The organism is Ruegeria sp. BB1 (assembly GCF_056539465.1).
Genome location: NZ_JBQFVB010000003.1, coordinates 1 through 23,988, shown reverse-complemented (window position 1 = coordinate 23,988; position 23,988 = coordinate 1). Strand labels below are relative to the sequence as shown.

Annotated in this window: 24 protein-coding genes; 14 read left to right on the top strand and 10 right to left on the bottom strand. The window is 59.5% G+C overall.

Annotation, left to right across the window (positions count from 1 at the left end; all coding sequences use genetic code 11):
* Nucleotides 1–41: 41 nt before the first annotated feature.
* From ACR0AL_RS09420 to ACR0AL_RS09410, 3 genes are all read left to right on the top strand, one after another.
* Nucleotides 42–560 (top strand): DUF3035 domain-containing protein, encoded by a 519-nt coding sequence (locus tag ACR0AL_RS09420; RefSeq protein WP_170349817.1) that lies wholly within the window; start codon nt 42–44, stop codon nt 558–560.
* Between the two features lie 82 nt (nt 561–642).
* Entirely contained in the window at nt 643–1,983 is a 1,341-nt protein-coding gene (locus ACR0AL_RS09415; protein ID WP_170349818.1) for a M16 family metallopeptidase, read from the top strand.
* Entirely contained in the window at nt 1,980–3,290 is a 1,311-nt protein-coding gene (locus ACR0AL_RS09410) for a M16 family metallopeptidase (protein ID WP_480662775.1), read from the top strand. Before ACR0AL_RS09415 ends, ACR0AL_RS09410 begins: the two co-directional genes overlap by 4 nt.
* A 21-nt stretch (nt 3,291–3,311) precedes the next feature.
* On the opposite strand, the gene ACR0AL_RS09405 is transcribed toward ACR0AL_RS09410, so the two are convergent.
* The 3 genes from ACR0AL_RS09405 to deoC are packed head-to-tail and all read right to left on the bottom strand — an operon-like array spanning nt 3,312 to nt 7,494.
* Entirely contained in the window at nt 3,312–4,127 is an 816-nt protein-coding gene (locus ACR0AL_RS09405; RefSeq protein WP_170515957.1) for an SDR family oxidoreductase, read from the bottom strand.
* 24 nt (nt 4,128–4,151) lie between these two features.
* Nucleotides 4,152–6,485, bottom strand: coding sequence for an aldehyde dehydrogenase family protein (locus ACR0AL_RS09400; RefSeq protein WP_480662773.1), 2,334 nt, complete (start codon nt 6,483–6,485; stop codon nt 4,152–4,154).
* A 10-nt stretch (nt 6,486–6,495) separates the two neighbouring features.
* Complete coding sequence (gene deoC, locus ACR0AL_RS09395) at nt 6,496–7,494, bottom strand: deoxyribose-phosphate aldolase (protein WP_170533106.1); 999 nt, start codon at nt 7,492–7,494, stop codon at nt 6,496–6,498.
* A gap of 200 nt (nt 7,495–7,694) precedes the next feature.
* On the opposite strand from deoC, the gene ACR0AL_RS09390 reads away from it, so the two are divergent.
* The 6 genes from ACR0AL_RS09390 to ACR0AL_RS09365 all read left to right on the top strand — a co-directional run bounded on the left by ACR0AL_RS09390 (nt 7,695) and on the right by ACR0AL_RS09365 (nt 15,015).
* The gene (locus tag ACR0AL_RS09390; protein ID WP_170410674.1) at nt 7,695–8,648 is read left to right on the top strand and encodes a metal ABC transporter solute-binding protein, Zn/Mn family; all 954 of its coding nucleotides are present in this window, start codon (nt 7,695–7,697) and stop codon (nt 8,646–8,648) included.
* Nucleotides 8,649–8,651: 3 nt separating this feature from the next.
* Nucleotides 8,652–9,455: a metal ABC transporter ATP-binding protein gene (locus tag ACR0AL_RS09385; protein WP_170349852.1), complete on the top strand. Its 804-nt coding sequence runs from the start codon at nt 8,652–8,654 to the stop codon at nt 9,453–9,455.
* Between the two features lie 3 nt (nt 9,456–9,458).
* On the top strand, nt 9,459–10,664 hold the full coding sequence (locus ACR0AL_RS09380; RefSeq protein ID WP_480662770.1) for a metal ABC transporter permease: 1,206 nt from the start codon (nt 9,459–9,461) through the stop codon (nt 10,662–10,664).
* Nucleotides 10,661–11,590 (top strand): metal ABC transporter permease, encoded by a 930-nt coding sequence (locus tag ACR0AL_RS09375; RefSeq protein WP_170349825.1) that lies wholly within the window; start codon nt 10,661–10,663, stop codon nt 11,588–11,590. The genes ACR0AL_RS09380 and ACR0AL_RS09375 overlap by 4 nt, the downstream gene beginning before the upstream one ends.
* 283 nt (nt 11,591–11,873) lie before the next feature.
* A complete protein-coding gene (mutL, locus tag ACR0AL_RS09370) occupies nt 11,874–13,733 on the top strand; it encodes a DNA mismatch repair endonuclease MutL (protein WP_480662768.1) in 1,860 nt (619 codons plus the stop codon).
* A 52-nt stretch (nt 13,734–13,785) separates the two neighbouring features.
* Nucleotides 13,786–15,015 carry a DNA recombination protein RmuC gene (locus ACR0AL_RS09365; protein WP_170349827.1) on the top strand — a complete coding sequence of 410 codons (1,230 nt, stop codon included), beginning with the start codon at nt 13,786–13,788 and terminating at the stop codon, nt 15,013–15,015.
* Nucleotides 15,016–15,018: 3 nt separating this feature from the next.
* On the opposite strand, the gene ACR0AL_RS09360 is transcribed toward ACR0AL_RS09365, so the two are convergent.
* The 3 genes from ACR0AL_RS09360 to ACR0AL_RS09350 are packed head-to-tail and all read right to left on the bottom strand — an operon-like array spanning nt 15,019 to nt 16,795.
* Nucleotides 15,019–15,423, bottom strand: coding sequence for a hypothetical protein (locus ACR0AL_RS09360; protein ID WP_170360683.1), 405 nt, complete (start codon nt 15,421–15,423; stop codon nt 15,019–15,021).
* A 54-nt stretch (nt 15,424–15,477) separates the two neighbouring features.
* A complete protein-coding gene (locus ACR0AL_RS09355) occupies nt 15,478–16,128 on the bottom strand; it encodes a ChrR family anti-sigma-E factor (RefSeq protein ID WP_170360681.1) in 651 nt (216 codons plus the stop codon).
* 10 nt (nt 16,129–16,138) lie between these two features.
* The gene (locus ACR0AL_RS09350; protein WP_170349830.1) at nt 16,139–16,795 is read right to left on the bottom strand and encodes a sigma-70 family RNA polymerase sigma factor; all 657 of its coding nucleotides are present in this window, start codon (nt 16,793–16,795) and stop codon (nt 16,139–16,141) included.
* Between the two features lie 146 nt (nt 16,796–16,941).
* Here ACR0AL_RS09350 and ACR0AL_RS09345 point away from each other — a divergent pair, with 146 nt between their 5' ends.
* The 5 genes from ACR0AL_RS09345 (at nt 16,942) to ACR0AL_RS09325 (ending at nt 19,954) form a co-directional block, all read left to right on the top strand.
* Nucleotides 16,942–17,715, top strand: a complete 774-nt coding sequence (locus ACR0AL_RS09345; protein ID WP_480662766.1) for a DUF1365 domain-containing protein — start codon at nt 16,942–16,944, stop codon at nt 17,713–17,715.
* 86 nt (nt 17,716–17,801) lie between these two features.
* The gene (locus ACR0AL_RS09340; protein ID WP_170326413.1) at nt 17,802–18,119 is read left to right on the top strand and encodes a DUF3775 domain-containing protein; all 318 of its coding nucleotides are present in this window, start codon (nt 17,802–17,804) and stop codon (nt 18,117–18,119) included.
* A gap of 115 nt (nt 18,120–18,234) precedes the next feature.
* Entirely contained in the window at nt 18,235–19,314 is a 1,080-nt protein-coding gene (locus tag ACR0AL_RS09335) for a hypothetical protein (protein ID WP_480662764.1), read from the top strand.
* A gap of 159 nt (nt 19,315–19,473) precedes the next feature.
* Nucleotides 19,474–19,710: a DUF1127 domain-containing protein gene (locus ACR0AL_RS09330; protein ID WP_170349833.1), complete on the top strand. Its 237-nt coding sequence runs from the start codon at nt 19,474–19,476 to the stop codon at nt 19,708–19,710.
* 43 nt (nt 19,711–19,753) lie between these two features.
* Complete coding sequence (locus tag ACR0AL_RS09325) at nt 19,754–19,954, top strand: DUF1127 domain-containing protein (protein WP_170349834.1); 201 nt, start codon at nt 19,754–19,756, stop codon at nt 19,952–19,954.
* Nucleotides 19,955–20,053: 99 nt separating this feature from the next.
* Here the strand turns inward: ACR0AL_RS09325 and ACR0AL_RS09320 are convergent, their stop codons facing one another.
* The 4 genes from ACR0AL_RS09320 to ACR0AL_RS09305 are packed head-to-tail and all read right to left on the bottom strand — an operon-like array spanning nt 20,054 to nt 23,552.
* Entirely contained in the window at nt 20,054–21,196 is a 1,143-nt protein-coding gene (locus ACR0AL_RS09320; protein ID WP_480662762.1) for a saccharopine dehydrogenase family protein, read from the bottom strand.
* 3 nt (nt 21,197–21,199) lie between these two features.
* Entirely contained in the window at nt 21,200–22,255 is a 1,056-nt protein-coding gene (locus tag ACR0AL_RS09315; RefSeq protein WP_170349836.1) for a saccharopine dehydrogenase, read from the bottom strand.
* A gap of 14 nt (nt 22,256–22,269) precedes the next feature.
* Nucleotides 22,270–22,884, bottom strand: coding sequence for a glutathione S-transferase family protein (locus tag ACR0AL_RS09310; RefSeq protein WP_170349853.1), 615 nt, complete (start codon nt 22,882–22,884; stop codon nt 22,270–22,272).
* Between the two features lie 17 nt (nt 22,885–22,901).
* Nucleotides 22,902–23,552 carry a histidine phosphatase family protein gene (locus ACR0AL_RS09305; protein WP_170360664.1) on the bottom strand — a complete coding sequence of 217 codons (651 nt, stop codon included), beginning with the start codon at nt 23,550–23,552 and terminating at the stop codon, nt 22,902–22,904.
* Between the last annotated feature and the right edge of the window lie 436 nt (nt 23,553–23,988).

Here is a 23,988-nt window from a genome sequence, read left to right as displayed (position 1 = left end):
TGATATGCGATAAAAGCGCCTGAAACTGGCTGGAGACTCTGATGCGGTTGCCGCGTTCCATTTTTGCTGTGACATTGGCCTTTGCGGTTGCCGGGTGCTCGGATATCGGTTTGCGCCATCTTGAGGCACCGGGGGACGGACCGGATGAGTTTTCGGTCATGCCGGTCAAACCGCTGACCCAGCCCAAGGACTATAAGTTCCTGCCTGCGCCCACACCGGGCGGTTCCAACCTGACCGACCCAAACCCCAAGGCGGATGCCGTGGTGGCGCTGGGCGGCAGCGAAGCGGCGTTGAACCCGAATGCCGCAATTCCTGCATCTGATGGCGCGCTGGTGACGGCCTCAAGCCGCTATGGCGTGCCATCCAACACGCGTCAGGTCGTCGACACCGAAGACGCCGAGTTTCGCAGAAAGCAGGGCCGCTTGACCCGTCTGCGCCTGTTCAAGATAGACCGCTATTCGCAGGTTTACAGTCGCGAAGCACTTGATGCCAATCGGCAGAACGAAGCAGCGCGTCAGGCCGGGATTGAGACTCCTTCGGCCCCACCGGCTGATGAATAAATCTTAACTTTCCGTCATCACCCTTGAACCTGCGCACCACAACCGTAGTTTGAACACCATCAAACGAAACGGAGGACGCCCCATGGTTCGGGCCCTGGCATTATCTGCCGCCCTGTTCGCCGCCACCCCTTTGCTTGCCAAGGAAGGGCACGAGGCGGTTACCACTTTCACGCTGGATAACGGCATGGATGTCGTTGTGATCGAAGATCACCGCGCCCCGGTCGTGCAGCACATGGTCTGGTATCGCGCCGGATCTGCGGATGAGCCTGTTGGTTCGTCCGGCGTGGCGCATTTCCTGGAGCATCTGCTGTTCAAGGGCACCGATACGCTGGCACCGGGCGAGTTCTCCGCTACCGTCGCCGCCAATGGTGGCAATGACAATGCTTTCACCTCCTATGACTACACTGCCTATTTTCAGCGCGTAGCTGCCGACCGGTTGGAGTTGATGATGCGGATGGAGGCGGACCGGATGCGCAATATCCGCCTGAGCGAAGAGGATATCGCAACCGAGCGTGACGTGATCCTTGAAGAACGCAACCAGCGTACCGAAAACAGCCCGCGGGCGCTTTTTGGCGAGCAGATGAGCGCGTCTCAGTACCTTAACCATCGTTACGGCGTGCCGATCATCGGCTGGAAGCACGAGATGGAGACGCTGGACATGGAGGATGCGCTGTCCTTCTATCAGACCCATTACGCGCCCAATAACGCCATTCTGGTGGTGACCGGCGATGTGGAGCCGGATGAGGTCAAAACTCTGGCCGAACAGTATTATGGCGTTATCCCCGCCAACCCGGACTTGCCTGAACGCGTACGTTCGCAGGAACCGCCACAATCGGCCGAACGTCGCCTGACCTTCAAGGACGCGCGTGTTTCGCAGCCTTATGTCCAGCGCAGCTATCTCGCGCCCGAACGGGATGCCGGTGCGCAGGAAAAAGCCGCCGCGCTGTTCCTGCTGGCCGAATTGCTGGGGGGCAGCACCACGTCCTACCTGAACGAAAAACTGCAATTCGAACAGCAAAAGGTCGTTTACACGGGTGCCTTCTATCGCGGCGTCTCGCTGGACGACACGACCTTTGATCTGCTGGTCGTCCCGGCCCAAGGCGTGTCGCTGCAAGAAGCCGAAGAAGCCATGGATCAAGCCGTCGCCGACTTCATCGCTGAAGGTGTGAACGAAGAAGACCTTGACCGGATCAAGATGCAGCTGCGCGCCGCCCAGACTTATGCGCGCGATAATGTGGACGGGATCGGCAACCGCTATGGCCGCGCCCTGACCAGCGGCTTGACGGTCGAGGATGTACAGGCGTGGCCCGATATCCTGCAGGCCGTGACCGGGGAAGAAATCATCGCCGCCGCCCGTGAGGTTCTACAGCCCGAGGCGTCGGTCACCGGATGGCTGATGCGCGACGATGAGGTGACGCAATGAAACGGATTTTTGCAACCCTGATCGCCGTTGTCATCGCGCTGCCCGCATGGGCCGAGATCGAGATCGAAGAGGTCACCTCACCCGGCGGTATCACCGCATGGCTGGTCGAGGATCACTCGATCCCCTTCACCGCGCTGGAACTACGTTTTCGCGGTGGTACCTCGCTGGATGAGCCCGGCAAACGCGGCGCCATCTATCTGATGAGCGGTCTGATCGAGGAAGGCGCAGGTGACATGGACGCCCGCACCTATGCGCGCGAGTTGGAATCACTAGCGGCCTCGTTCCGGTACAATGCGTCGGATGATTCCGTTTCGATTTCGGCGCAATTTCTGACTGAGAACCGGGGCGAAGTCATCGACCTGTTACGCACCACGATCCACGAGCCTCGGTTCGATGAAGACGCGGTTGAGCGGGTGAAGGCGCAGATTCTGTCCGGGCTGCGCTCGGACCAGACTGACCCCAATGACATTGCCGGGCGCAATTTTGCACAGATGGCATATGGCGATCACCCCTATGGGTCCGAGGGCAAAGGCACGATCGAAAGCGTCAGCGCATTGAACCGTGATGATGTGGTCACCGCCTATGACAATGTGTTCGCCAAGGACCGGCTCTATGTAGGTGCGGTGGGCGATATCACCCCCGATGAGCTGGGCGCGTTACTGGACACGATGCTGGCGGATCTGCCCGAGGCGGGCAAACCCATTCCGGGCCGTGCTGACGTGGACATCCCCGGTGGCGTCAGCGTGGTCGAGTTCGATACGCCGCAATCCGTGGCCCTGTTCGGCCACGCGGGGATCGACCGGGACGATCCGGATTTCTTTGCCGCTTTTGTTCTGAACCACATTCTGGGTGGCGGTGGTTTTGAGAGCCGCCTGATGCAGGAAGTGCGCGAAAAGCGTGGCCTGACCTATGGCGTCGCGACCTATCTGGTACCCAAGGATCTGGCTTCGGTCTATCTGGGCTCGGTGTCCTCGGCCAATGACCGCATCGCCGAAGCGGTCGAGGTGATCCGCGACCAGTGGGCGCGTGCCGCGACCGAAGGTGTGACTCAAAAAGAGTTGGACGACGCCAAGACCTATTTGACCGGAGCCTATCCGTTACGGTTTGATGGCAATGGCCCGATCGCCGGGATCATGGTCGGTATGCAGATGGAAAACCTGCCCATCGACTATATCGCCACCCGCAACGACAAGGTGAACGCGGTGACGTTGGACGAGGTGAACCGCGTGGCCAGTGAATTGCTGGACCCCGAGGGGCTACATTTCACTGTTGTCGGCAAACCCGAAGGTTTGGAAACCACAAACTGATCAAAGGGGGCTGAGCAACGCTCAGCCCTTTTTCCCCGCTGCGCTGCGCAGCATCTGCCCCATCATCTGCCCGAACTTGCCGGACCCGCGCTGATACAGCGCGCCATCAACGGACAGAACTGTGCCACTGATATAGCTGGCCATGTCCGAGCTGAGGAACAGGCAGGCATTGGCTACATCCTGTGTATTTCCCCAACGCCCCAGCGGCACATCGCGGCGCAGTTCCTCGTGGGCGTTTTCCGTTGGTGCCAGACGCCGTGCGCCTTCAGTTCCTTCAATAAATCCTGGCACCACCGAGTTCACGCGGATGCCTTCGACCCCCCATTCCATCGACAGGGTGCGAGTGATCTGATCGACCCCGGCTTTGGCCGCGCAAACATGGGCTTGCCCTTCGTAGGGCAGAAACGCCTGTGGGGCCGAGATATTGATGATGCTGGCGCCGGGGCGTTTGAGGTAAGGATAGGCCCCCTTCATCACATGAACGGTGCCCATCAGGTCGATATCCACCACGGTCTTGAACGCATTGACCGACATCTCGGAGGTCAGGGCCGGGAAATTCCCCGCCGCGCCAGAGACCAGAACGTCGAAATCACCCAAGGCGTCATGGAATTGTTTCAGCCCGTCCGCCACTGCCTGCGCATCGCGCACATCAAAGGCTGCGCCAACTACTTCGGCTGCGCCGGCCTCTTTTAGCGCGGCAAGCGTGTCATCGACCTTGTCCTGCGACCGGCTGGCAACGGCCAGTTTGGCCCCCGAGGCCGCAAACGCCTCGGCAATGCCGCGGTTGATGCCGCTGGTGCCGCCAATGACAATGACGGTCTGTCCTGAAAAATCCATGTAGGCCTCCCTAAAACGGGAGCCCTACTCGCCGTAGGGCACCCAGATGTTTTTCACTTCGGTTGCAGCCTGCAGGAAGCGGCGCGAATGGTCCACGCCCCAATCAAATGCCGTCGCGTTATTGACCCAGGTCCGTTTCAAATTTCCGGCCGAAACGACCTCGATCTCTTGTGAAAGATCAGTGGACGAGAACGACCAGACCGCATCGACGTTCAGGTGTGAGGCCAGCGGTTTCGCCAGTTCCACGTGGCTGCCGGTCAGGATGTTGACCACACCTGCGGGCACGTCGGACGTCTCAAGAATCTGGTAGAAGTCGGTTGCTGCCAGCGGATAGGGCTCGGACGCAACCAGAACTGTCCGGTTACCCATAGCGATCGCCGGGGCCATGGCCGAGACCAGACCCAGCAAAGGTGCCTCATCCGCGCACAGCGCGCCGATGACACCAACGGACTCTTTCATGGCAATGGCAACGCCCCGGATCGGAACGCCATGCACTTGACCGTCATATTTGTCCGCCCAGGCGGCAGCGGTGAACAGGCGCTGGATCGAGGCCTCGACATCTTTCGCACCGTCCTTCTTACCGGTCATGGCATCGAGACGAGCCGCGAATTCATCAGCACGAGCCGACAGGTTTTCACCAATAAAATACAAGATCTGCGCCCGCAGATGGCCGGTGGTTTTAGACCAGCCCTTGGCGCCCGCCGCAGCCTCAACCGCGTTGCGGACGTCTTTGCGGTTGGCCAGGCCCACATGGCCCAACAGGCCGGATTTACCCCAGACAGGCTTGGAATAGCCACTATCGGGTCTTGCCTGCTTGCCGCCGACATACATCTTGGCGGTGCGGTCGATGGGATCAACCGGAGCACCTTCGCCCAGGGTCGCCTCAACCTTGGCCAGCGGTTTGACCTTGCCCTTGGGCTTGGTATAGGCCGCCAGACCTTCCCAACCGCCTTCACGGCCAAAGCCGCTTTCGCGCACACCGCCGAATCCGGCGGCAGCATCGAACAGGTTGGTGGCATTGACCCAGACCACGCCCGCGACCAGTTTGGGCGCAATATCCAGTGCAAGGTTCACATTCTCGGTCCAGACCGTCGCGGCCAGCCCGTAGCGGGTGTTGTTGGCCAGCTCGACCGCCTCTTCCGGAGTGCGGAAGGTGGACGATACCAGTACCGGGCCAAAGATTTCTTCCTGCATCAGCGGGTCCGAGGTTTCGAGCCCCGAGATCAGCGTCGGCGGGTAATAGCACCCATTGGCGGGCAGGTCGCAGGCCGCCTGATGAACGTGACCGGCGGTGTTGCTTTCGACCATGCTCTTGATGGTCTGCAACTGAACCGGGTCCACCACCGCGCCCACGTCGATACATTTGTCTAGCGGGTCGCCAATGCGCAGCTTGTCCATCCGCGCGCGCAGTTTCTCGTGGAAGCGGTCGGCGATGCCTTCCTGCACCAACAGGCGCGAGCCTGCGCAGCAGACTTGGCCTTGGTTGAACCAGATCGCGTCGACCAGACCTTCAATGGCTGAATCGATATCGGCGTCGTCAAAGACGACGTAAGCAGACTTGCCACCCAGCTCCAGAGTCAGTTCTTTGCCTGAGCCCGCAGTGGCTTCGCGGATGCGACGGCCCACAACGGTCGAGCCGGTAAAGGCGATCTTGTCCACGTCTGCGGAAACGATCATTTCGCCCACGGCACCGTCGCCGGTGACGATGTTGACCACGCCTTTCGGCAAACCGGCCTGGGAGCAGATATCAGCGAACAGCAGCGCGGTCAGCGAGGTGTATTCAGCCGGTTTCAGAACCACGGTGTTGCCCATCGCGATCGCAGGGGCGATTTTCCATGCCAACATCAGCAGCGGGAAGTTCCACGGAATGATCTGCCCGCACACACCCAACGCCTGCGCATCGGGCAACTCGCTTTCCATCAGCTGCGCCATGCCCGCGTGGTAGTAGAAGTGCCGCTGCGCCAACGGGATGTCGATGTCGCGCGATTCCCGGATCGGCTTGCCGTTGTCGAGGCTTTCCAGCACGGCAAACAGGCGCGCGTGTTTCTGCAACAGCCGCGCAATGGCATAGAGGTATCGCGCACGGCCCGCACCGCCCAGCTTTTCCCATTTCGGTTGCGCCTTGCGGGCGGCGGCAACGGCTGCGTCCACATCGGCCTGTTTGGCTTGGGTCAGCTTGGCCAGCACCTCTCCGGTCGCGGGGTTGCGGCTTTCGAACCCTTTGCCGGGCTTGGTGAATGCACCGTCGATATAGTGACCGAACTTATCACCCTGATCGACCAGCCAGGCCAGTGCCTCGGCGGCGCTTTCGGGGGCGGGGCCGTAGTCCATGGTCTCGAAAATCTCTTTGACTGTCATTGTTCTGTCCTCAGCCCATCGAGTGACGGTAACCGGCCGAATAGGCTCCGGTCACATAGTGTTCCAATTGCCGTTCGATATCGCCCAACAAGGACGACGCGCCAAAGCGGTACAGGTCCGGTTGCAACCAGCGGTCGCCCAGCTCATCCTTGATCAGCGACAGGTAAACCAGCGCGTCCTTTGCTTTCGAGATGCCACCCGCAGGCTTATAGCCAACGCGATACCCGGTGCGGTCATAATAGTCGCGGATCGCGCGGATCATCACCAGCGACACGGGCAGGGTGGCGTTGACGCTTTCCTTGCCGGTCGAGGTCTTGATGAAGTCCGCCCCGGCCATCATGCAGACCAGCGAGGCGCGCGCGACGTTGCGCAGGCTGCCCAGCTCTCCGGTGGCAAGGATGGCCTTTACATGCGCATCACCGCAAGCCACGCGAAAGGCTTTCATCTCATCATACAGCGCCTGCCAATCTCCGGACAACACGTGGCGGCGCGAGATGACGATGTCGATCTCTTCGGCGCCAGCTTTTACGCTTTCTTCGATTTCGGCTACACGCAAGTGGAACGGCGAAAGGCCCGCCGGGAAACCGGTTGACACAGCCGCAACAGGAATGCCGGTGCCTTTCAGCGCCTCAACCGCCGTGCCGATCATGTCGTGGTAGACGCAGACAGCCCCGGTGGTGATCGGCGGCATGTCCAGCGCCTGCAATACCGAAGGTGCCACCGGTTGACGCGCCTTGGCGCACAGGCGCCGCACCCGGCCCACGGTGTCATCGCCGGACAAGGTGGTCAGGTCGATCATGGTGATCGCCTTCAACAGCCACGCGGCCTGATACTCTTTTTTAACCGAGCGGCGACCGGGCAGCGTCGCGGCCCGGCGTTCGATGGCCGAGGTATTGGCCTGCACGGCGCGTACCCAATCCAGATCAAGATCCATGCCGGGGTTTCTGGGTTCGGTCACTTGCGGCAGATGCGCGGTGCGCACGGGGCTTTCTGAGCTCTGCGTATCCATAGTCACGTCCTTTGGGAGGTTTGCGCCAAAATCGCACGAGCCGCACGTAAAGGGAAGGTGCAGCAAGGTTCGATCTGCAAATTTTTTGACCAAATGGACAAAAATAGGCATTTTCTTGCGAATAATTCGCAATAGCGTTGACTTAGTTGCGAATGGTTCGCATATTCATTCTCAACAGGACACCAAATCGGGATCTGACTATGATTCGTCGCAGCTTTCTTGCAGCGCTGGCATTTGCGGCTGCTTTGCCTCTGACGGCTTGGGCCGAGACACCACTGAAAGTGGTTGCAACTACTGGTATGATTGCTGACGCCGCGCGTCAGGTGGGCGGGGACCACGTCGAGGTGAAGGGCCTGATGGGTCCAGGAGTCGATCCGCATGCCTATCGCCAGACCCGCAGTGATATCGTTGCGATGACCCGTGCGGACCTGATCCTGTGGCACGGTCTGTATCTGGAAGCGCAGATGGAAGATTTCTTCCATGACCTCGGCCGCAAACGCACTGTGGTGGCCGTGGCTGAAGGGATCGACAAGTCCAAACTGCGTGGGCATGACGATTATGCCGACAAATACGACCCGCATGTGTGGATGAGCCCGGCCCTGTGGCGTGATGTGGTGGTTGAGGTGCAAGAGGCCCTGACCGCAGCGCGCCCCGAAACGGCGGATATTTTTGCCGCTAATGCGGAAGCGCATTTGGCCGAGCTTGATGCGCTGACCACCTATGCCAATCAGGCGCTTGCAGCTGTTCCCGAAAACAACCGCGTGCTGGTCACCGCGCATGACGCCTTTGGCTATTTCGGCGCGGCTTACGGCTATGAGGTGATGGGCATTCAGGGCATCTCGACCCAATCTGAGGCCGGGCTGAACCGGATCGGAGAGCTGGTGGATACGTTGGTCGATCAGCAGCTGACAGCGGTGTTCGTTGAAAGCTCGGTCTCTGACCGGTCGATGCGGGCGCTGATCGAAGGAGCTGCTGCCAAAGGTCACGACGTGGGTGTGGGCGGCGAGCTGTATTCCGACGCCATGGGAGAGCCTGGCACGTATGAAGGCACTTATGTTGGCATGTTGGATCACAACATCACTGTCATCGCCGGGGCGCTGGGCGCGGATGTGCCTGATCGGGGTATGAACGGCAAACTATCGGCGGGGTTTTGAATGATGCTGGAACTGGCCGCTGATCAGGGTGTTTCAATTACCGGGCACAGTTTGGACGAGAGCCCTCTGGCCATTCGCGGATTGACCGTTTCCTATGGCCAGAAACCTGCGGTGTTCTCGGTGGATATGACCGTGCAGACCGGTGCGATGACGGCGATCATCGGACCTAATGGCGCGGGGAAATCGACCCTTCTCAAAGCCGCATTGGGGATCGTATCGCCGCTCTCCGGGCAGGTCACTGTCTTTGGCAAACCGCTGGAGCAGCAGCGTGCCCGCATCGCCTATGTCCCGCAGCGCGCCAGTGTGGACTGGGATTTCCCGACTCGCGTGATCGACGTGGTTCTGATGGGCCTGTCGCGGCAGTTGGGCCTGTTGGGCCGCATTCGAGCCCGACATATGTCGCAGGCCATGGATTGCCTGAACCGGGTTGGCATGCGCGACTTCGCGGATCGTCAGATTGGCCAGCTTTCCGGCGGTCAGCAGCAACGGGTTTTTCTAGCCCGCGCATTGGCGCAAGAGGCTGATCTTTACCTGTTGGACGAACCTTTTGCCGGGGTCGATGCGGCCACAGAAAAGGCCATCATCGCGGTTTTGAAATCGCTGAAAGAGGCGGGCAAGACCGTCGTTGTCGTGCATCACGATCTGGCCACCGTTACCGATTATTTCGACCACGTCTTCCTGATCAACACCCGTAAGGTGGCCGAGGGAACAGTGGCCGAGGCCTTTACCGCCGAAACCCTGCAATCGGCCTATGGGGGCCGTCTGGCCACCGCGCAGATCGACCAGATCTCACGCGCGCTGGGGTAAATCATGCTTTGGGATGCTCTGAGCCTGCAGCTTGGCTATAACGCCACGCTGGTTGCTATTGGTGCGACCTTGCTGGGCGTATCCGCCGGGGTGACCGGCACTTTCCTGTTTCTGCGCAAACGCGCGCTGGTCAGCGATGCGATCAGCCATGCGACCCTGCCCGGCGTGTGCCTGGCCTTCATGGTGCTGGTCGCTTTTGGCGGCGATGGACGCAATCTGATCGGTCTGCTTGCCGGATCGGCGATCTCGGCCTGGATTGGTCTGCTGTGTATGAATTGGCTGACCCGGGGCACGCGGCTGGCCGAAGATGCTGCCATCGGCGCGGTGCTGTCCGTTTTCTTCGGATTTGGCATCGTACTGCTGACCGTGATTCAAACCATGGGCGTTGGTCGTCAGGCGGGGCTCGAAGGGTTCTTGCTGGGCTCCACTGCCGGGATGTTGTGGGCGGATGCGCTGATCATTGCGATTGGCGGGGCCGCTACGCTTGTTCTGGTGATGATCATCCGCCGACCGATGACCATGGTGGCGTTTGACCCGGAATATGCCGCCGCACGGGGTCTGCCTGTGCATCGGATTGATCTGGCGATGATGGGATTGGTGATGGCCGTCACCGTTGTCGGGTTGAAGATCGTCGGGCTGATCCTGATTGTGGCATTGCTGATCATACCGCCCGTGACCGCGCGGTTCTGGACCGACCGCTCGGACCGAGTTGTTTTGCTCGCTGGTTTGGCGGGTGGGTTGGCCGGGTATCTGGGCGCGGCCCTGTCGGCCTCGGCGCCGAACTTGCCAACCGGTCCGATCATTGTGCTGGTCAGTTTTGGCTTTTTCGCGCTGTCCCTACTGTTTGCACCTGTTCGCGGTGTTCTGGCGGCGGTGTTGCAACATCTGAGATTCCAGCGTCGGGTGCATATCCGCCAAGGATTGCTGGCGCTGGCGCAAGGTCAGAAAATCTATGAACCGCTGACTCTGCGCTTGTTGAAACGCGCTGGCTTTGCCCGCGCCGATGGCGTTGCTACCGAGGCTGGTAAAGCCCGTGCCGCCAAGGCGCTGCGCGACGAAAAACGGTGGGAAATCGTACGCGCGGATCAGGCGCATGAGGCGACGGCGGCGCTTTATGACGGGCTGCGCGATATCGAAACGGTGCTGACCCGCGATCAGATCGCGGATATCGACTGCCTGATCGGTGGTCCGCAGGAGGTCCAGCCATGAGCGGTGAAGAATTTGTCCCCCTGTCCCTGACGCCTCTGTTGATCGGGATCTTCGCCGCCATCGCCTGCGCCCTGCCGGGGAATTTTCTTGTACTTCGCAAACAAGCCCTAATTGGGGACGCAATCAGCCACGTGGTGCTGCCCGGCATCGTTGTGGCCTTTCTGCTGACCGGAGCGATCTCGACCTGGCCCATGATGCTGGGCGCGGCGGGTGCAGCCATTGTTGCCGTTGTGATGATCGAGGCGATCCGGCGGCTGGGCCAGATTGAACCCGGTGCTGCGATGGGCGTGGTGTTCACCACCATGTTCGCAGGCGGTGTGCTGCTGCTGGAGCAGACCGATACCTCGACCGTGCATCTGGACGTGGAACATGCGCTGTATGGCAATCTGGAAAGCCTGATCTGGCTGGATGCTGTGGGCTGGTCATCGCTGTTGGACCTGACGGCTTTGGCCGGGCTGCCGCCGGAGCTGCCGCGGATTGCGCTGACGCTGGTCGGGGTGGTCCTGTTCATCTGGCTGTTCTGGCGTCCGTTGAAAATTTCGACCTTCGACGAAGGCTTCGCACGCACCATCGGCATTCGCACCGGCGCGCTGGGTATGGCGTTGGTGATCGTGGCTGCAATATCGGCCGTGGCCGCGTTTGATGCAGTGGGGTCAATTATCGTGATCGCCATGTTCATTTGCCCCCCGGCGGCGGCGCGGATGATGACAAATCGGCTGGAAACCCAAATCGCCTGGAGCGTCATTTTCGCCAGCGTGTCGGCAATATCGGGCTATGTGCTGGCGGGCTACGGGCCGCTTTGGTTGGGCAGTACGGATGCGGTCAGCGCGGCAGGGATGATCGCAACCATGTCCGGCCTGATCCTGGCCTGCGCCGCATTGTGGGGCCCGTGCCGCTCCCGTGCCGGAGCGCCCCAAGCCACTTGACACGGCGCTTTCCCGCTGTTGGTCAATGCGAGGGGTCGGCTGAAATTCGCCCAGACGCCCAGCGAGGACAGAGTTAATGATTGTCGCGCCGCGTTTCGTGTTAGGCCCGCCGCAATAAATTTCTGAATGACCACCACTCACTTGGATCGTTCGGACAATCGTGGCAAGGTTTGCCGTCTGTTGACATCGGCACAGCGCGATTGTTCGAACGCCCCCTCCCTCCTAAAAATAGGACTGCCAAATCAGTGGCAGAATCGTGCGCGCATATGCTAGGTCTGGTGGTATGGTGCAGGCAAACCCCAATATCAGCGAAATCCGCCCCGTAATCCGTCAACTTGACGATGCCGCAATCAACCGCATCGCTGCGGGTGAGGTGGTGGAACGTCCCTCCTCGGCTGTCAAAGAACTGGTGGAAAACGCCATCGACGCCGGATCGACCCGGATCGCCATCGATATCGCTGATGGTGGCAAGACGTTGATTCGCGTCACGGATGATGGGTGCGGGATTTCGGCGGACGATCTGCCACTGGCCCTTTCGCGCCACGCGACATCCAAGATCGACGGGTCGGATCTGCTGAACATTCACACGTTCGGCTTCCGGGGCGAGGCGCTGCCGTCGCTGGGTGCGGTTGGGCGGCTGAACATAACCAGTCGGGTGCCGGGGTCAGATGCGGCCCAGATATCTGTATCTGGTGGCAAGATGGAGGCGGTGAAACCCGCCGCCTTGCGTGCAGGCACGGTGGTCGAGCTGAGGGATCTGTTCTTTGCCACGCCCGCTCGGCTGAAATTCATGCGCACCGACCGGGCCGAGGCGCAGGCGATCACTGATACGGTCAAACGTCTGGCCATGGCCGAGCCCGCCATCACTTTTACGCTGCGCGATGTCTCGGGCGGGGGTGAAGGTCGCGTGACCTTTCGCGCTGATCGCGAAAATGGCGATCTGTTCGATGCGTTGCACGCCCGTCTGGCCCGCGTGATCGGGCGCGAGTTTGCCGAGAACGCACTGCAGATCGATGCGACTCGTGAGGGTATTCGCTTGTATGGCTATGCTGCCTTGCCGACCTATTCGCGTGGCGCAGCGGTGGCGCAGTATCTCTTCGTCAACGGCCGTCCCGTGCGTGACAAGATGCTGACCGGTGCGCTGCGGGCGGCCTATTTCGATTTCCTCAGCCGTGACCGGCATCCGGCGGCCGCATTGTTTATCGACTGTGACCCGATGCTGGTGGATGTAAATGTTCACCCGGCAAAGTCTGAGGTTCGGTTCCGCGATCCCGGCGTGGCGCGGGGGCTAATCGTCTCGGCCTTGCGGCATGCGTTGGCCGAGGCGGGGCACCGAGCGTCCTCGACCGTGGCAAATGCAACGCTGGGCGCGATGCGGCCCGAACCGGCACAGCCCACTCCCGCCCGGGTGTATCAGATGGATCGTCCTTCGCCCGCAGCCCGGCTGGCCGCGTTTCACGCGCAGGCGCCGGGTTTTGCCGAACTGTCCCGCGATTATAGCGGTAGCATCGTGGAGGCGGCTCCGCCAGTTTCGACCACAGAAGAAGAGCCCCCGATGCAGGACCTGCCCTTGGGTGCGGCGCGCGGGCAAGTACATGAGAACTACATCATTAGCCAGACCGCTGATGGTATGGTGATTGTCGATCAGCACGCCGCGCATGAACGGCTGGTTTATGAAAAGCTAAAAACCCAGATGACCGAAAACGGCGTCGCCGCGCAGGCATTGCTAATCCCGGAAATCGTCGAGCTGTCCGAAGGCGACTGCGCGCGTCTGATGGCTGTTGCGGATGACCTGTCGCGCCTTGGGCTGACGTTGGAACCCTTTGGCGGCGGCGCCATCGCCGTGCGCGAAACACCTGCCATTCTGGGCGAAGTGGATGCCCGTGCAATGATCCTGGATATTCTGGATGAACTGGCCGATCAGGGCGAAAGCCAAACGGTGCAGGCGCGGATCGAAGCAATCCTCAGCCGGGTGGCCTGTCATGGCTCGGTCCGGTCTGGCCGCCGGATGCGGGCCGAGGAAATGAATGCCCTGTTGCGCGAGATGGAGGCGACTCCCCATTCCGGCCAGTGCAATCACGGGCGACCCACTTATGTGGAACTGAAGCTGAGCGACATCGAACGCCTGTTCGGGCGCAGTTGATCCCGGCGCTTCGCCGGGTTATGAAGAATAAAACAAGAACATCCGAGGCGACATGATCGAGATTGCTGGCACAGAAATGGCTTTGAACGACCCTGTGGTGCTGATCGCGGGTGGAGTGGTGGCATTGATTCTGCTGCTGCTATTCCTGTCCTTGCGGGCAGCCAACCGTTCCGCCCGAATGGCAGAACCACTGGCGCGGCAGATGGCGCATCTGGGCCAGCACGTGCAGCAATTGGGGCAGGGTCAGGAACAACTGCGCGGGGGCCTACAACATGTTTCGGACACGCAAGCCAATGCGCAGGTGCAGGTGATCCAGACGGTTGAATCCCGCTTGTCGTCGGTGCAGCAGCAGATGAATGACCGGTTGGCAGACAATGCGATGAAATCCGCTCGGGCTTTGGCCGAGATGCAGGAGCGAATGAAGGAATCGCTGCATGGCTCGTCGAAACAGACCGCGACGTCTCTGACACAATTGCAGGAACGTCTGGCCGCCATCGACAAGGCGCAGGACAATATCACCAAGCTGTCGGGCGATGTGCTGTCGTTGCAGGATATCTTGTCGAACAAGCAGACACGCGGCGCGTTTGGGGAAATTCAGTTGAACGATATCGTCTCGAAGGCATTGCCGTCGGACAGCTTCCAATTGCAGGCGACTTTGTCGAACGGGCGCCGTGCGGACTGCCTGATCCACCTGCCAAACCCTCCCGGACCGATTGTGATCGACAGCAAATTCCCATTGGAGGCGTATGAGGCGTTGATCGCTTCGACCAATGATGCCGAGCTGAAAGCGGCAGTGCAGATGTTCCGCAGTACGGTGCGCAAGCACATCAACGATATTGCCGAGAAGTACATTCTGGACGGCGAAACCGCCGATGGCGCGCTGATGTTCCTGCCGTCTGAGGCCGTCTATGCCGAGTTGCACGCCAAATTCCCGGAACTGGTGCAGGAGAGTTTCAGCAAGCGAGTCTGGATCGTTTCCCCCACCACCTGCATGGCGACGCTGAACACGATGAGAGCGATCTTGAAAGACGCGCGTATGCGAGAACAGGCGGGGGCAATCCGCAAGGAACTGGGCCTGTTGCACAAGGATGTGGAGCGTCTGGGGGACCGTGTTTCGAACCTTGATCGCCATTTCGGACAGGCGGCCAAGGATATCTCGGAAATCAAGATCAGCGCCGAAAAAGCCGGGCGTCGGGCACAGCGGTTGGACAATTTCGATTTCGAAGAGCTTGCCCCGGACGACCACAATAATGTGGTACCGCTGGGCAAATCCGAAGGCTAGGCTTTACTGGATCGACAGATCCAAATTGTAGCCGACTGTCTTATCAGTATCCCGATCATTGCCCATCAGATAGACGCGGATCGTATAATCTCCGTCTTCGGGCAGGTCGATGCGGGCGGTGTTGCCATCGATGGAGCCGTTATAGATCGCAACGCCGTCACTGCCGGGTGGCAGGATGTTGAAGTAAATCACGCCATTGCCATTGGTGTCGCTGACCTTAAGATCGGCGAACATTTCCTGACCAGCCTGCGCGCCCAACATGTAATCGAAATACTCGTTGCCGGTAATTGCCCCATTCACCATCGTGCCGAAATTGCCGGGTTCAAATTTCACTTCCGCTGCACGCTGTGCCCAGACGGCGCTTGCAAGGCTCGTTATTAACGCACCTAGAAATAAATGATTTCTCATGAAACTTCTCCCAAATCGACTGAAGGGTCAGAGTAGCACAAAATTCCCGGAACTTCAGATGCGCAGGAAGGGCTGGAACAGGCGCGGCATCAGTTTGGTAAACTTCAAGGGCGCGTCAGTTACGGCCAGACAGATGCAATCTTCGGTGATATCGGCGGTCGGCGTGTGGTGCAGGCTTTCATCGGCAATCTCAACATCGCCACGACCGAAATGGTCAACTTCGTCCGAAAACGCGCCCTGCAGAACCATCGTCAGTTCCATGCCGTTATGGCTGTGATCGGGCACGGCCGCACCGGCCGGAATGAATAGCAGGCGGGCGGTGGCCTCGCTCGTGGTGGGTAGGATCGCCTGTTTTACACCCATGCCGATGGATCGCCATTTGATGTCATTCACATCGCCGCCGACATAATCCTGCAAGGGCGCGGGCAGAACCGTGCATCCCGGACGTGCGGGTTTTGCAATCGGGGCTCCCTGAGCGATCAGCGCCATGGTTGCGGCTAGAGACCCATCGCTCATGCTGGTAGGGCTGTCCTGCTCTTGCAGAACACATCCGCCCACAGCGTCAAAACTTTCGGCCCGGGCGCGGCAGTGGTCACACAGGGACAGGTGTGTTGCCACCATCAGGTCGAACGCTTCGGGAAGGTTGCCCGCGGCGTAGGCCATCAACAGATCGTCTGTCAGGTGATGTTTGATATCGTTGCTCATCTTCGTCATCTCAATTCATCGCATGGCGCAAGCGGTCCAGCGCCAGCCGTATCCGTGATTTGATCGTACCCAAGGGCAACCCGGTCTGAGATGCGATTTCTCGATGGCTCAGATCACCAAAATAGGCCTGTTCGATCAGTTGTCTTTGCGCCTCGGGCAACGCCGCCATAGCGTCGCGCAGCTGCGCGGTTTCCTGTTGCAACGCGACCACGTCGTCCTGATCTGGTTCCGCCTCAGGCCCCCACCACAGATCCTCGGGTTCGGGTCGGCGTTGTTTGCGCAGGACATCGATGCGCTTGTTCCTTGCAATCGTGAACACCCAAGTGGCCACGGTCGCGCGAGTGGGATCGAAAAGATGCGCCTTGTGCCATAAGGTCGCCATCACCTCTTGCGCGCATTCCTCGGCCAGCGCGGCGTCGGACCCTGACTTAATCAGAAACGCCTTGATGCGTGGCGCGAAGTGTTGGAACAGTTCGGCAAAGGCCGCCTGATCCTGCGCGTCCCGAATGCGCCTGACGTGGCTCACCCACTCAGTTCTGGTGTCGCAACTGCCATCCGCTTTGTTCACCGGCTTGCCCCTGATGCGTTTGCTTGCGCGCCGAGGTTTCAGTGCTGGCCTTTCGGCCGCCGGTTCATCCAAGGTCACGGTATCGATCTCGGTAAACATAACCACATTACGCGGCCCAGCCCAAGACGGATCACTTTATTTGCTGTTTTTGATCCGGGTCACGTCAAATATCGTACTCTCTGATAGAGACACATGAGGAAAAGAATGCCGCCGGAACGGTTTACACGAAGATCGGAGAAAACTGCGTGAACACGGTCGACCATATTGCAGGCCATACCTTTCACGGGCGTAAGGGCGCGATTCAGAACGCCTTTCGTTATTCCGTCGACTACATCTTGCTGGATCCGGAAAGCCATCCGGCCACTCCGGCGCTGTTTTCCCTGAACCGGACTAATGTCACCAACTGGCGGGAGCGCGACCATGGGGGTGAGCCAGGGCAGGGGCGCGGTGCGGCCTGGCTGCGGGAGCAGTTTGACCAGATGGGCGTGACCCAACCGGATCACGTGACATTGCTGACCCAGCCGCGAGTGTTCGGCCATGTGTTCAATCCGGTCAGCTTCTGGTTTTGCTTTGATGTTGACGGCCAGCTTTACGCCGTGGTGGCCGAGGTCACAAACACCTATGGCACGCGCCACAGCTATCTGTGCCACACCCCCAACTTTGCGCCGATCCGACCCTCGGACCGGATCGAGGCGGACAAGCTGATGCATGTCTCGCCGTTTCAAAAGGTCGAAGGGTCTTATACCTTCCGGTTTGACTATCGCCCGGACCGGGTGGGTGTCTGGATCGATTACGGGCGCGACGATGGTGGGCTGATTGCAACCCTGACCGGACGGCGGGCTCCGCTGACCAATCGCACGATCCTGTGGTCTTTGCTGCGCCGACCTTTTGGTGCGCGCCGCGCGTTTTTCCTGATCCTGTGGCAGGCGGTGAAGTTGAAGGCGAAAAAGGCCCGGTTCCGCCCGTTTCGTACAGCCCCCATTCCCGACCACCCGGTTTCCCGCATTCGCGAGCCTTAAGCTGGCATAGTTTGCGTAAGATCAAAGACTCAGGCGCCGTGGGGTGGTTGTGCTAGGATGAAACCGCGAACACGAGGAGTTGGGTCATGTTGGAAATCTCGGCAAGAAAAATCGCTCAGGTCGCCATGATGGGGCGTGAATTGAACCGCGCCGAGGGCGAACTGCGCGCCTTTATCGACCGTATGGGTGAGGACGAGCAGGCCGAGTTGGTTGCTGTCATGTGGATCGGACGTGAAAGCTTTTTCGCCGAGGATCTGGCCGAAGCCATCGCAACCGCAAAATCCGAGGCCTCGACCCCCTGCGCCGATTATCTGATCGGCACACCACACCTGTCGGATCACCTAGAAAACGGCCTGGATGCGCTGGGGATTTCAGCCGAGGACGTGGAAAACGATCTGATGTAGGCCGGTTTGAACGGAGCGCCTTTTCCCCATGCCTGGTGGTCATCAAATCCGACCGCCAATTCGGCGGCGCAAAGAACAGTTGCAGCAGGGCCGTAAACCGGTGGATGCTCGAACCATGCGACTCGATTGGCGTATTCTAGTGGGACTTGTGTTTGCCGTGGCCAGCATGGCCGCTCCGCGCGTTTCGAACGCCTGTTCGGTTTGTACAACATTGCCGGAATACTCTCTTGCAGACCGTATTCTGTCTGCGCGTGTGATTGTTCTGGCTGCGCCGTCGCCGACCAATCCCTTTAAGTACGCCTCGGTTTCCGTGCTGAAAGGCGCGCCCGCGCAGCTAGAGACCCTGCCGGATATCCCATTCCTGGTTGACAGCGTGACGCGATCAGCCTTCCGCGTCGACCCTGAAAGAGTTGTTTTGATGATCTACGGCAGCGGATCTGTGGACAAGTCAGGCCGCAGCTTCGCAAGCGCCTGGTCAAAAGGTTTTCTGATGACGCAAGAGCGGGCAGCTTTTCTGGAAGCGGTGCGTTTTCAGGGTAAACACTGGATCGTCGGAAAGACGGCTAACCCTGCACGCGTCACTTTTTTTAGCCAATATCTGACGCATGAAGACAGGCTGTTGCGCAATGCCGCGCTTGCAGAGGTTCATCGCGCACCGTATCCGACTGCCCGACAGGTGCGGGACGTTGTGACAACCGCGTCTTTGTTGCAGGAGTTGCGCGATGTAAATCGCCTTGCTTATGCGCCGGCTGTCATTCGATTGTTGGGTATGCAATCCGATCCTGCCGCGCAGGCATTCGTTCGACAGCGGTATCAGCCCGCGTTGCGTGCCGGTGACCGGAACATAGCGGATTGGGCGCTGGCCGGGATCGAGGTGGACGGCGCAGACGCAGTAGAAGCGATTGGGCAGGCGTTAGCGCAGGCGAACTCGTCGCCAGAAGATAAGCAGAAGCTAATTCAGGTTCTTGCCGTTGGCGGTTCCACATGGCCGGAATTGCAAGAACAAATACTGGAGATTTACAAGCTTGAGCTTGAACGCAGCGCGGAACTGGCAGGCTGGATCGCCTTGTCTGTACGGACATGGGAAACGGATGCATTGACGGCGTCGTTCAAACAAGTTTTGGCGCGTGAAGACCTTGATGCCGCGGTTTTGTTTCTGGTTCAAAACGCGCTGGATATTAGTGATTTTGATTAAATTATTTTATTTCAGCTGATTACACCTGACCGTGCCATGTTGTCGGCGTCTGGTCCTGCGAAGATTAAGCGGATTTAATCCAACCCTCCGACGCTTTTAACCCCGAACCCTTTTCTCTGTTTCAACGACAAACGCAATTCAGAGTTAAAGGAGAAAGTCATGGGATACGCACAAACAGTTACTCCGCAAAAGGGGCTCTTCTTCGGTCTGTTCTCGAATTACGCCGAAGCACGGGTCGAACATTTTCGCCGCGATATCTTTGCCAAATCCGTTCGGGCACTGGAAAACCTCAGTGACCGTCAATTGGCAGACATCGGCATCCCACGCAGTGAGATCAAGCAACGCGCCTATGAGAGCGTTTATCACAAGAAGCCTTACTCGGGCACCGCACACTGATCCACGGGCCGCGCCGAATATCGTAAATTACTTGGAGGAGAAAATGTTTGATTTTAACCCAAATCGCGACCAGTCGATAAATGCCAGTTCCGTGTTGTTGTTCGACCGGGCGATGCGGTTGCAGGCGATCAGTTCCAGCATCGTACGCGCCGCACAAGATCTGAACCGCTTGAACGATTCCGAACTCGCCGAACTGGGCATCAACCGCAGCGATATCGACACCGTGATCGAGCGCTACATCTGACCGATCGCGATGCAAGACAAACCAAAAGCCATTCCGATATTTCGGGATGGCTTTTTTAACCTTTAAGCGGCCCATTCTCGAACGGGCGGTGTCAGCCGTTCATTTCAACTGGTCTACGATCTGAAGATGCTGAGTCAGCGTGTCGATTTCGGCCATCCAGTCCTGTACCAGTTTCGGGTCACTGGGGGCGGCGTGGACGCCGGCTGGGATGGAGCGGTTCAGGACCGCCTCGACCGCAAGCGACACCGGGATCGACACCAGTCGCGCCATGGCGGTGCCACGCGCGTCACCCCAGGCGTCCATCACATAGGTCTTGTGCCAGACCGGGATGCCGTCTTTTTCCGCCTTCAGCCCGACGCACAGGACCACGCGGTCGGGTTCGCCCTTGTCATAGGCGTTTTCTTCCCAGAACTGGTCTGACATCTCTTTCAAGCGCGCGTCACCTTCGGGGCCGGACAGGGTTTCGATTTCGTGGAATACATCAGACCACGCATCGGCCCAGCCGTTCAGGCGCAGGGTGCCGCGGACAAATTCCTTGACCGGCCAGTGCTTTTCAAAGTGGTACTGCTGCATGAACGGGATCGAGTCGCGATTGGGGTAGACCTCAAAGCTTTCGGGCGTCGGCAGCGGCGCGATATAGCTGGTGATTGCGTCCCAGGGGCGGGCCACGTCCAGCGGAACATAGTCGCGGATCGACTTGGACGGCGAACGCAGCGCCTTGAGTACCCCCAGCGGCGACCAGCTGAATTTATAACGGAACGGGTTGGGATTCTTCGGAATGCCACCGCAATACGAAATGAAGCTCAGGTGGTTCTGGGCATCGAACGCATCCGAGGCGCGGTAGTCATCGACCAGTGCATGCGCCATCAGGTGGTCTATGCCTGGGTCCAGCCCGACCTCGTTCACCAGTGCCACACCGGCTTCGCGGGCCTTGTCGTCCAGCGCACACATCTCGGGCGCGATATAAGAGGACGAGACGAAATTGGCCTGTTTCGCGATGGCCAGTTCGGCCAGCGGCACGTGCCAGTCACCCGGCAGCATCGAGACGATCACGTCGCCTTTTTTCAGCACCGCACCCAGCGCATCGATGTCAAAGGCGTGGATGTCGTCGGTCAGGTCACCGACCTCGGCATTGGCTTTTTCGATGGTCCGGTTCCAGACGGTGACCTTGTGCCCGCCTTCAATAAGGCGGCGCAGGCCGGGGATGGCCGACAGGCCGGTGCCACACCAATGAATCGTCATCGCTCAGAATCCTTCGATATGAGTGTTATAGGTCGCCGCCGCCCGGCCCCAGACACCGGCGTTCAGATTGGTCAGGGTCAGCAACGAAGGCAGCAATTGCGTGGCATAATCTTGCGAGCTTTCGACCGGCAGCATTGACGGAAGGTTGTCGATGGCCATCACGTCCATCACCGGATCAGTCGCCACACGCAGGGCAGGGGCGTCCCAGGAGGTTGCACGGTCATAAACGGGCACCGGATTGTAATCGCTATCGGGGTCGCAGGCCACATCGCCAATAGCGGTCAGCTTGCGCGGCGCGGTCAAAGCCTCACGCGGTACAAAGACCGGGGTGCCGGGGCGCGCAAAGATGCAGTTCAGGAACAGATTGTGGTCAAGGATTTCCGGGAACGGTCCGCCGCTAGACGTTTCGGCCATGTCCCATTTGGTAACGCTGACCCCCATGGCCTCGCATAAGTCTGCAGCCCCGGTGCCCACTCGGCCCAGAGCGCCAATGACAATGGCGCGGGGGCGAGTTGCGCCCGTTGCATCCAATTCAGTCAGCAACTCCGCGTTCAGCGCGTCTTTGCTGGCATACACACCGACCGGCGGGCATTGCTGACCTCGTTGCTGCGCTGCCCAGGTCTTAAGCGTCACAGCAGCGCCCGCATATCCAGCCCAATAGCCGAAGGCGGCGACGCGGCGGCCGGCTTCGTCCACCAGATATTCCAGATCATAGAGCGTTCCGCCGCCGGCCTTGAACCGCGCAAGCAGCGCACGACCTGAATGCTGGCCTTTGTAGGCGTGGCCGAACATGATGTGGCGGTGGGGCAGGGGCGTACCGTCTTCGGGCAGTTCCTTGAGGCCAAAGATGATCGCATCCAGTGGTGCCCGGGGCCAGGAGTTTTCGGGCGCGATCTCGCATCCGACCTCTCTGTAGCCATCAATCGGGATTGCGCGCACGGAACTTTCCTCAACCGTCACGCGGATGCCGGCTGCGATCAGATCAGCAGCGCCTTCGGAGGTCAGCCCGACCCGTTCTTCATTCGGGCGTTGTTCTGCCCGGACCCAAAGATGTGTCATGCGTTATCCTTTTGTCAGAGCATTCCGGCGGCGCGCACCGCCTGAACCGAAGAACGTGCCTCCATCGCCGCGCGGAAGGTCAGAATTTTGGGAAAGGCCGAGACGTCGACGCCGTCGACTTCCAGCCAACTGCAAACCACATAGAGATAAGCATCTGCCAGCGAGACGGCCTCGCCCAATACAAACGGCCCTCGCAACCCGTTGGAAGAGATATAGTCGCAGGACGCGGTCATGTTCTGTGGAACCTTGTCCGTCATGTCTTTCCAGCTGGATTTCTTGTCGGCCCAGCGGGCGCCGCGCAATTTGTGCGCGTGGTTCACATGCATGGTCGAGGCCAGGTAATACATCACCTCGCGCATCCGGGCGGCCATGACCGGATCGGTGGGCACCAATTCGGCTTCGGGCGCCTTGGCCGCGACATATTCCAGCAGAGCGCCGGTTTCGGTCAGGATACCGCCATCAACCACCAGTGCCGGAACCCGGCCCTTGGGGTTGATTTGTTTATAAGCTGGTTTCGTTTGTTCTCCCCCAGCGAAATCCAGTTGGATCGCTTCATACTCTAGCCCGGCCTCTTCCAACGCAATGGCAACAGCGACCGAGATTGTGCGGGGGGCATAGTATAGCTGCATCATAATGGCCTCCGAGGTCAAAGGTGGGTTTGCGCGTATTGCCTGTCGGGCGAGTCCAGGTGCGGCACCGCATTGAACAGAACCGGGCTTAGCTGCGCGCCGATCGGGTGCAGGCGATGCAGCGACGTGTTCATGATGGCCAGCGCCACCCGTGCCATCGCCGGGATATCCAGACCCATCGCTTGCCGTACCACCATCGAAATCAACCCGCCCGAGGTCACAACGATGGCCGGTCCGCCCTCGGTTCCAATCTCGCGCAAAGCGTCCGAGACACGGGTCTCGAACTCCGCAAAGGTTTCGGGCGTATCCGTGATCTCGCCCCTGGCCCAGGCGGCAAAGGTGCGGGGCAGATGTTCGACAAAGCCCTCTCGGTCGGTGGGGATCGCCACGCCGTGCTGCTGTTCATATAGCTGCGCGATGGTGAAATACTCGATCTCATTCAGGCGCGCGTCCCGGATTGGGTCAGGCAAGCCCATGCTGGCCGCAGTTTCCACATGTCGCTGCAACGTGCCGCAATAGACCCGCGGGTAATGGGCGCGCGTATCCTGCAAATGCGCCCCCAGCCAACGGGCTTGCTGATGGCCCAGATCGCTGAGCCTGTCGTAGCTTTCTTCATCCCGTGCGGTGGTGTTGGCCTGTCCGTGACGCACCAGTGTAATATGTGACATTGCAATTCCTCTTGGGCGAAGTCTTAGGGCAGGATTTGGATAGGGGCCAGAGGCGTTTGCCAGGGGGCGGGCAAAAACCGACCTTCGTCAAAGGTTTTGCGTGTTCGTTTTCAGACCCGCGATATCGCGATGTGATCGTTGCCCAACGGAAAATAGTTTCCTATACGATACAAAGCCGCTGCATGCGGCTGTATACGCTTTGTATCGGCAATCATGGCAAATCCTGTTGACTCGCAATAGCGTCCCGGGAACCTTGGTGTTGATTGTAAAAGGGTTGCCATTGCAGACCGCACGGTGATCTTTCAAAACGGCATTCGAAAGGCCCGGATTATGAGCACCGAACCGAAACGCACTCCTCTCTACGATCTCCATGTTGAGTTGGGAGGCAAGCTGGTTGATTTTGCGGGTTGGGAGATGCCTGTTCAGTATCCGCTGG

Coding starts and splice junctions, on each gene's coding strand:
- ACR0AL_RS09355 (WP_170360681.1), bottom strand. CDS start 16,128: ATGAGCAACGATATCAAACATCACCTGACAGACGATCTGTTGATGGCC.
- ACR0AL_RS09350 (WP_170349830.1), bottom strand. CDS start 16,795: ATGTTTACCGAGATCGATACCGTGACCTTGGATGAACCGGCGGCCGAA.
- ACR0AL_RS09375 (WP_170349825.1), top strand. CDS start 10,661: ATGAGCGGTGAAGAATTTGTCCCCCTGTCCCTGACGCCTCTGTTGATC.
- ACR0AL_RS09405 (WP_170515957.1), bottom strand. CDS start 4,127: ATGGATTTTTCAGGACAGACCGTCATTGTCATTGGCGGCACCAGCGGC.
- ACR0AL_RS09335 (WP_480662764.1), top strand. CDS start 18,235: ATGCGACTCGATTGGCGTATTCTAGTGGGACTTGTGTTTGCCGTGGCC.
- mutL (WP_480662768.1), top strand. CDS start 11,874: ATGGTGCAGGCAAACCCCAATATCAGCGAAATCCGCCCCGTAATCCGT.
- ACR0AL_RS09420 (WP_170349817.1), top strand. CDS start 42: ATGCGGTTGCCGCGTTCCATTTTTGCTGTGACATTGGCCTTTGCGGTT.
- ACR0AL_RS09360 (WP_170360683.1), bottom strand. CDS start 15,423: ATGAGAAATCATTTATTTCTAGGTGCGTTAATAACGAGCCTTGCAAGC.
- ACR0AL_RS09365 (WP_170349827.1), top strand. CDS start 13,786: ATGATCGAGATTGCTGGCACAGAAATGGCTTTGAACGACCCTGTGGTG.
- ACR0AL_RS09385 (WP_170349852.1), top strand. CDS start 8,652: ATGCTGGAACTGGCCGCTGATCAGGGTGTTTCAATTACCGGGCACAGT.
- ACR0AL_RS09415 (WP_170349818.1), top strand. CDS start 643: ATGGTTCGGGCCCTGGCATTATCTGCCGCCCTGTTCGCCGCCACCCCT.
- ACR0AL_RS09325 (WP_170349834.1), top strand. CDS start 19,754: ATGTTTGATTTTAACCCAAATCGCGACCAGTCGATAAATGCCAGTTCC.
- ACR0AL_RS09305 (WP_170360664.1), bottom strand. CDS start 23,552: ATGTCACATATTACACTGGTGCGTCACGGACAGGCCAACACCACCGCA.
- ACR0AL_RS09390 (WP_170410674.1), top strand. CDS start 7,695: ATGATTCGTCGCAGCTTTCTTGCAGCGCTGGCATTTGCGGCTGCTTTG.
- deoC (WP_170533106.1), bottom strand. CDS start 7,494: ATGGATACGCAGAGCTCAGAAAGCCCCGTGCGCACCGCGCATCTGCCG.
- ACR0AL_RS09320 (WP_480662762.1), bottom strand. CDS start 21,196: ATGACGATTCATTGGTGTGGCACCGGCCTGTCGGCCATCCCCGGCCTG.
- ACR0AL_RS09330 (WP_170349833.1), top strand. CDS start 19,474: ATGGGATACGCACAAACAGTTACTCCGCAAAAGGGGCTCTTCTTCGGT.
- ACR0AL_RS09310 (WP_170349853.1), bottom strand. CDS start 22,884: ATGCAGCTATACTATGCCCCCCGCACAATCTCGGTCGCTGTTGCCATT.
- ACR0AL_RS09380 (WP_480662770.1), top strand. CDS start 9,459: ATGCTTTGGGATGCTCTGAGCCTGCAGCTTGGCTATAACGCCACGCTG.
- ACR0AL_RS09400 (WP_480662773.1), bottom strand. CDS start 6,485: ATGACAGTCAAAGAGATTTTCGAGACCATGGACTACGGCCCCGCCCCC.
- ACR0AL_RS09410 (WP_480662775.1), top strand. CDS start 1,980: ATGAAACGGATTTTTGCAACCCTGATCGCCGTTGTCATCGCGCTGCCC.
- ACR0AL_RS09315 (WP_170349836.1), bottom strand. CDS start 22,255: ATGACACATCTTTGGGTCCGGGCAGAACAACGCCCGAATGAAGAACGG.
- ACR0AL_RS09340 (WP_170326413.1), top strand. CDS start 17,802: ATGTTGGAAATCTCGGCAAGAAAAATCGCTCAGGTCGCCATGATGGGG.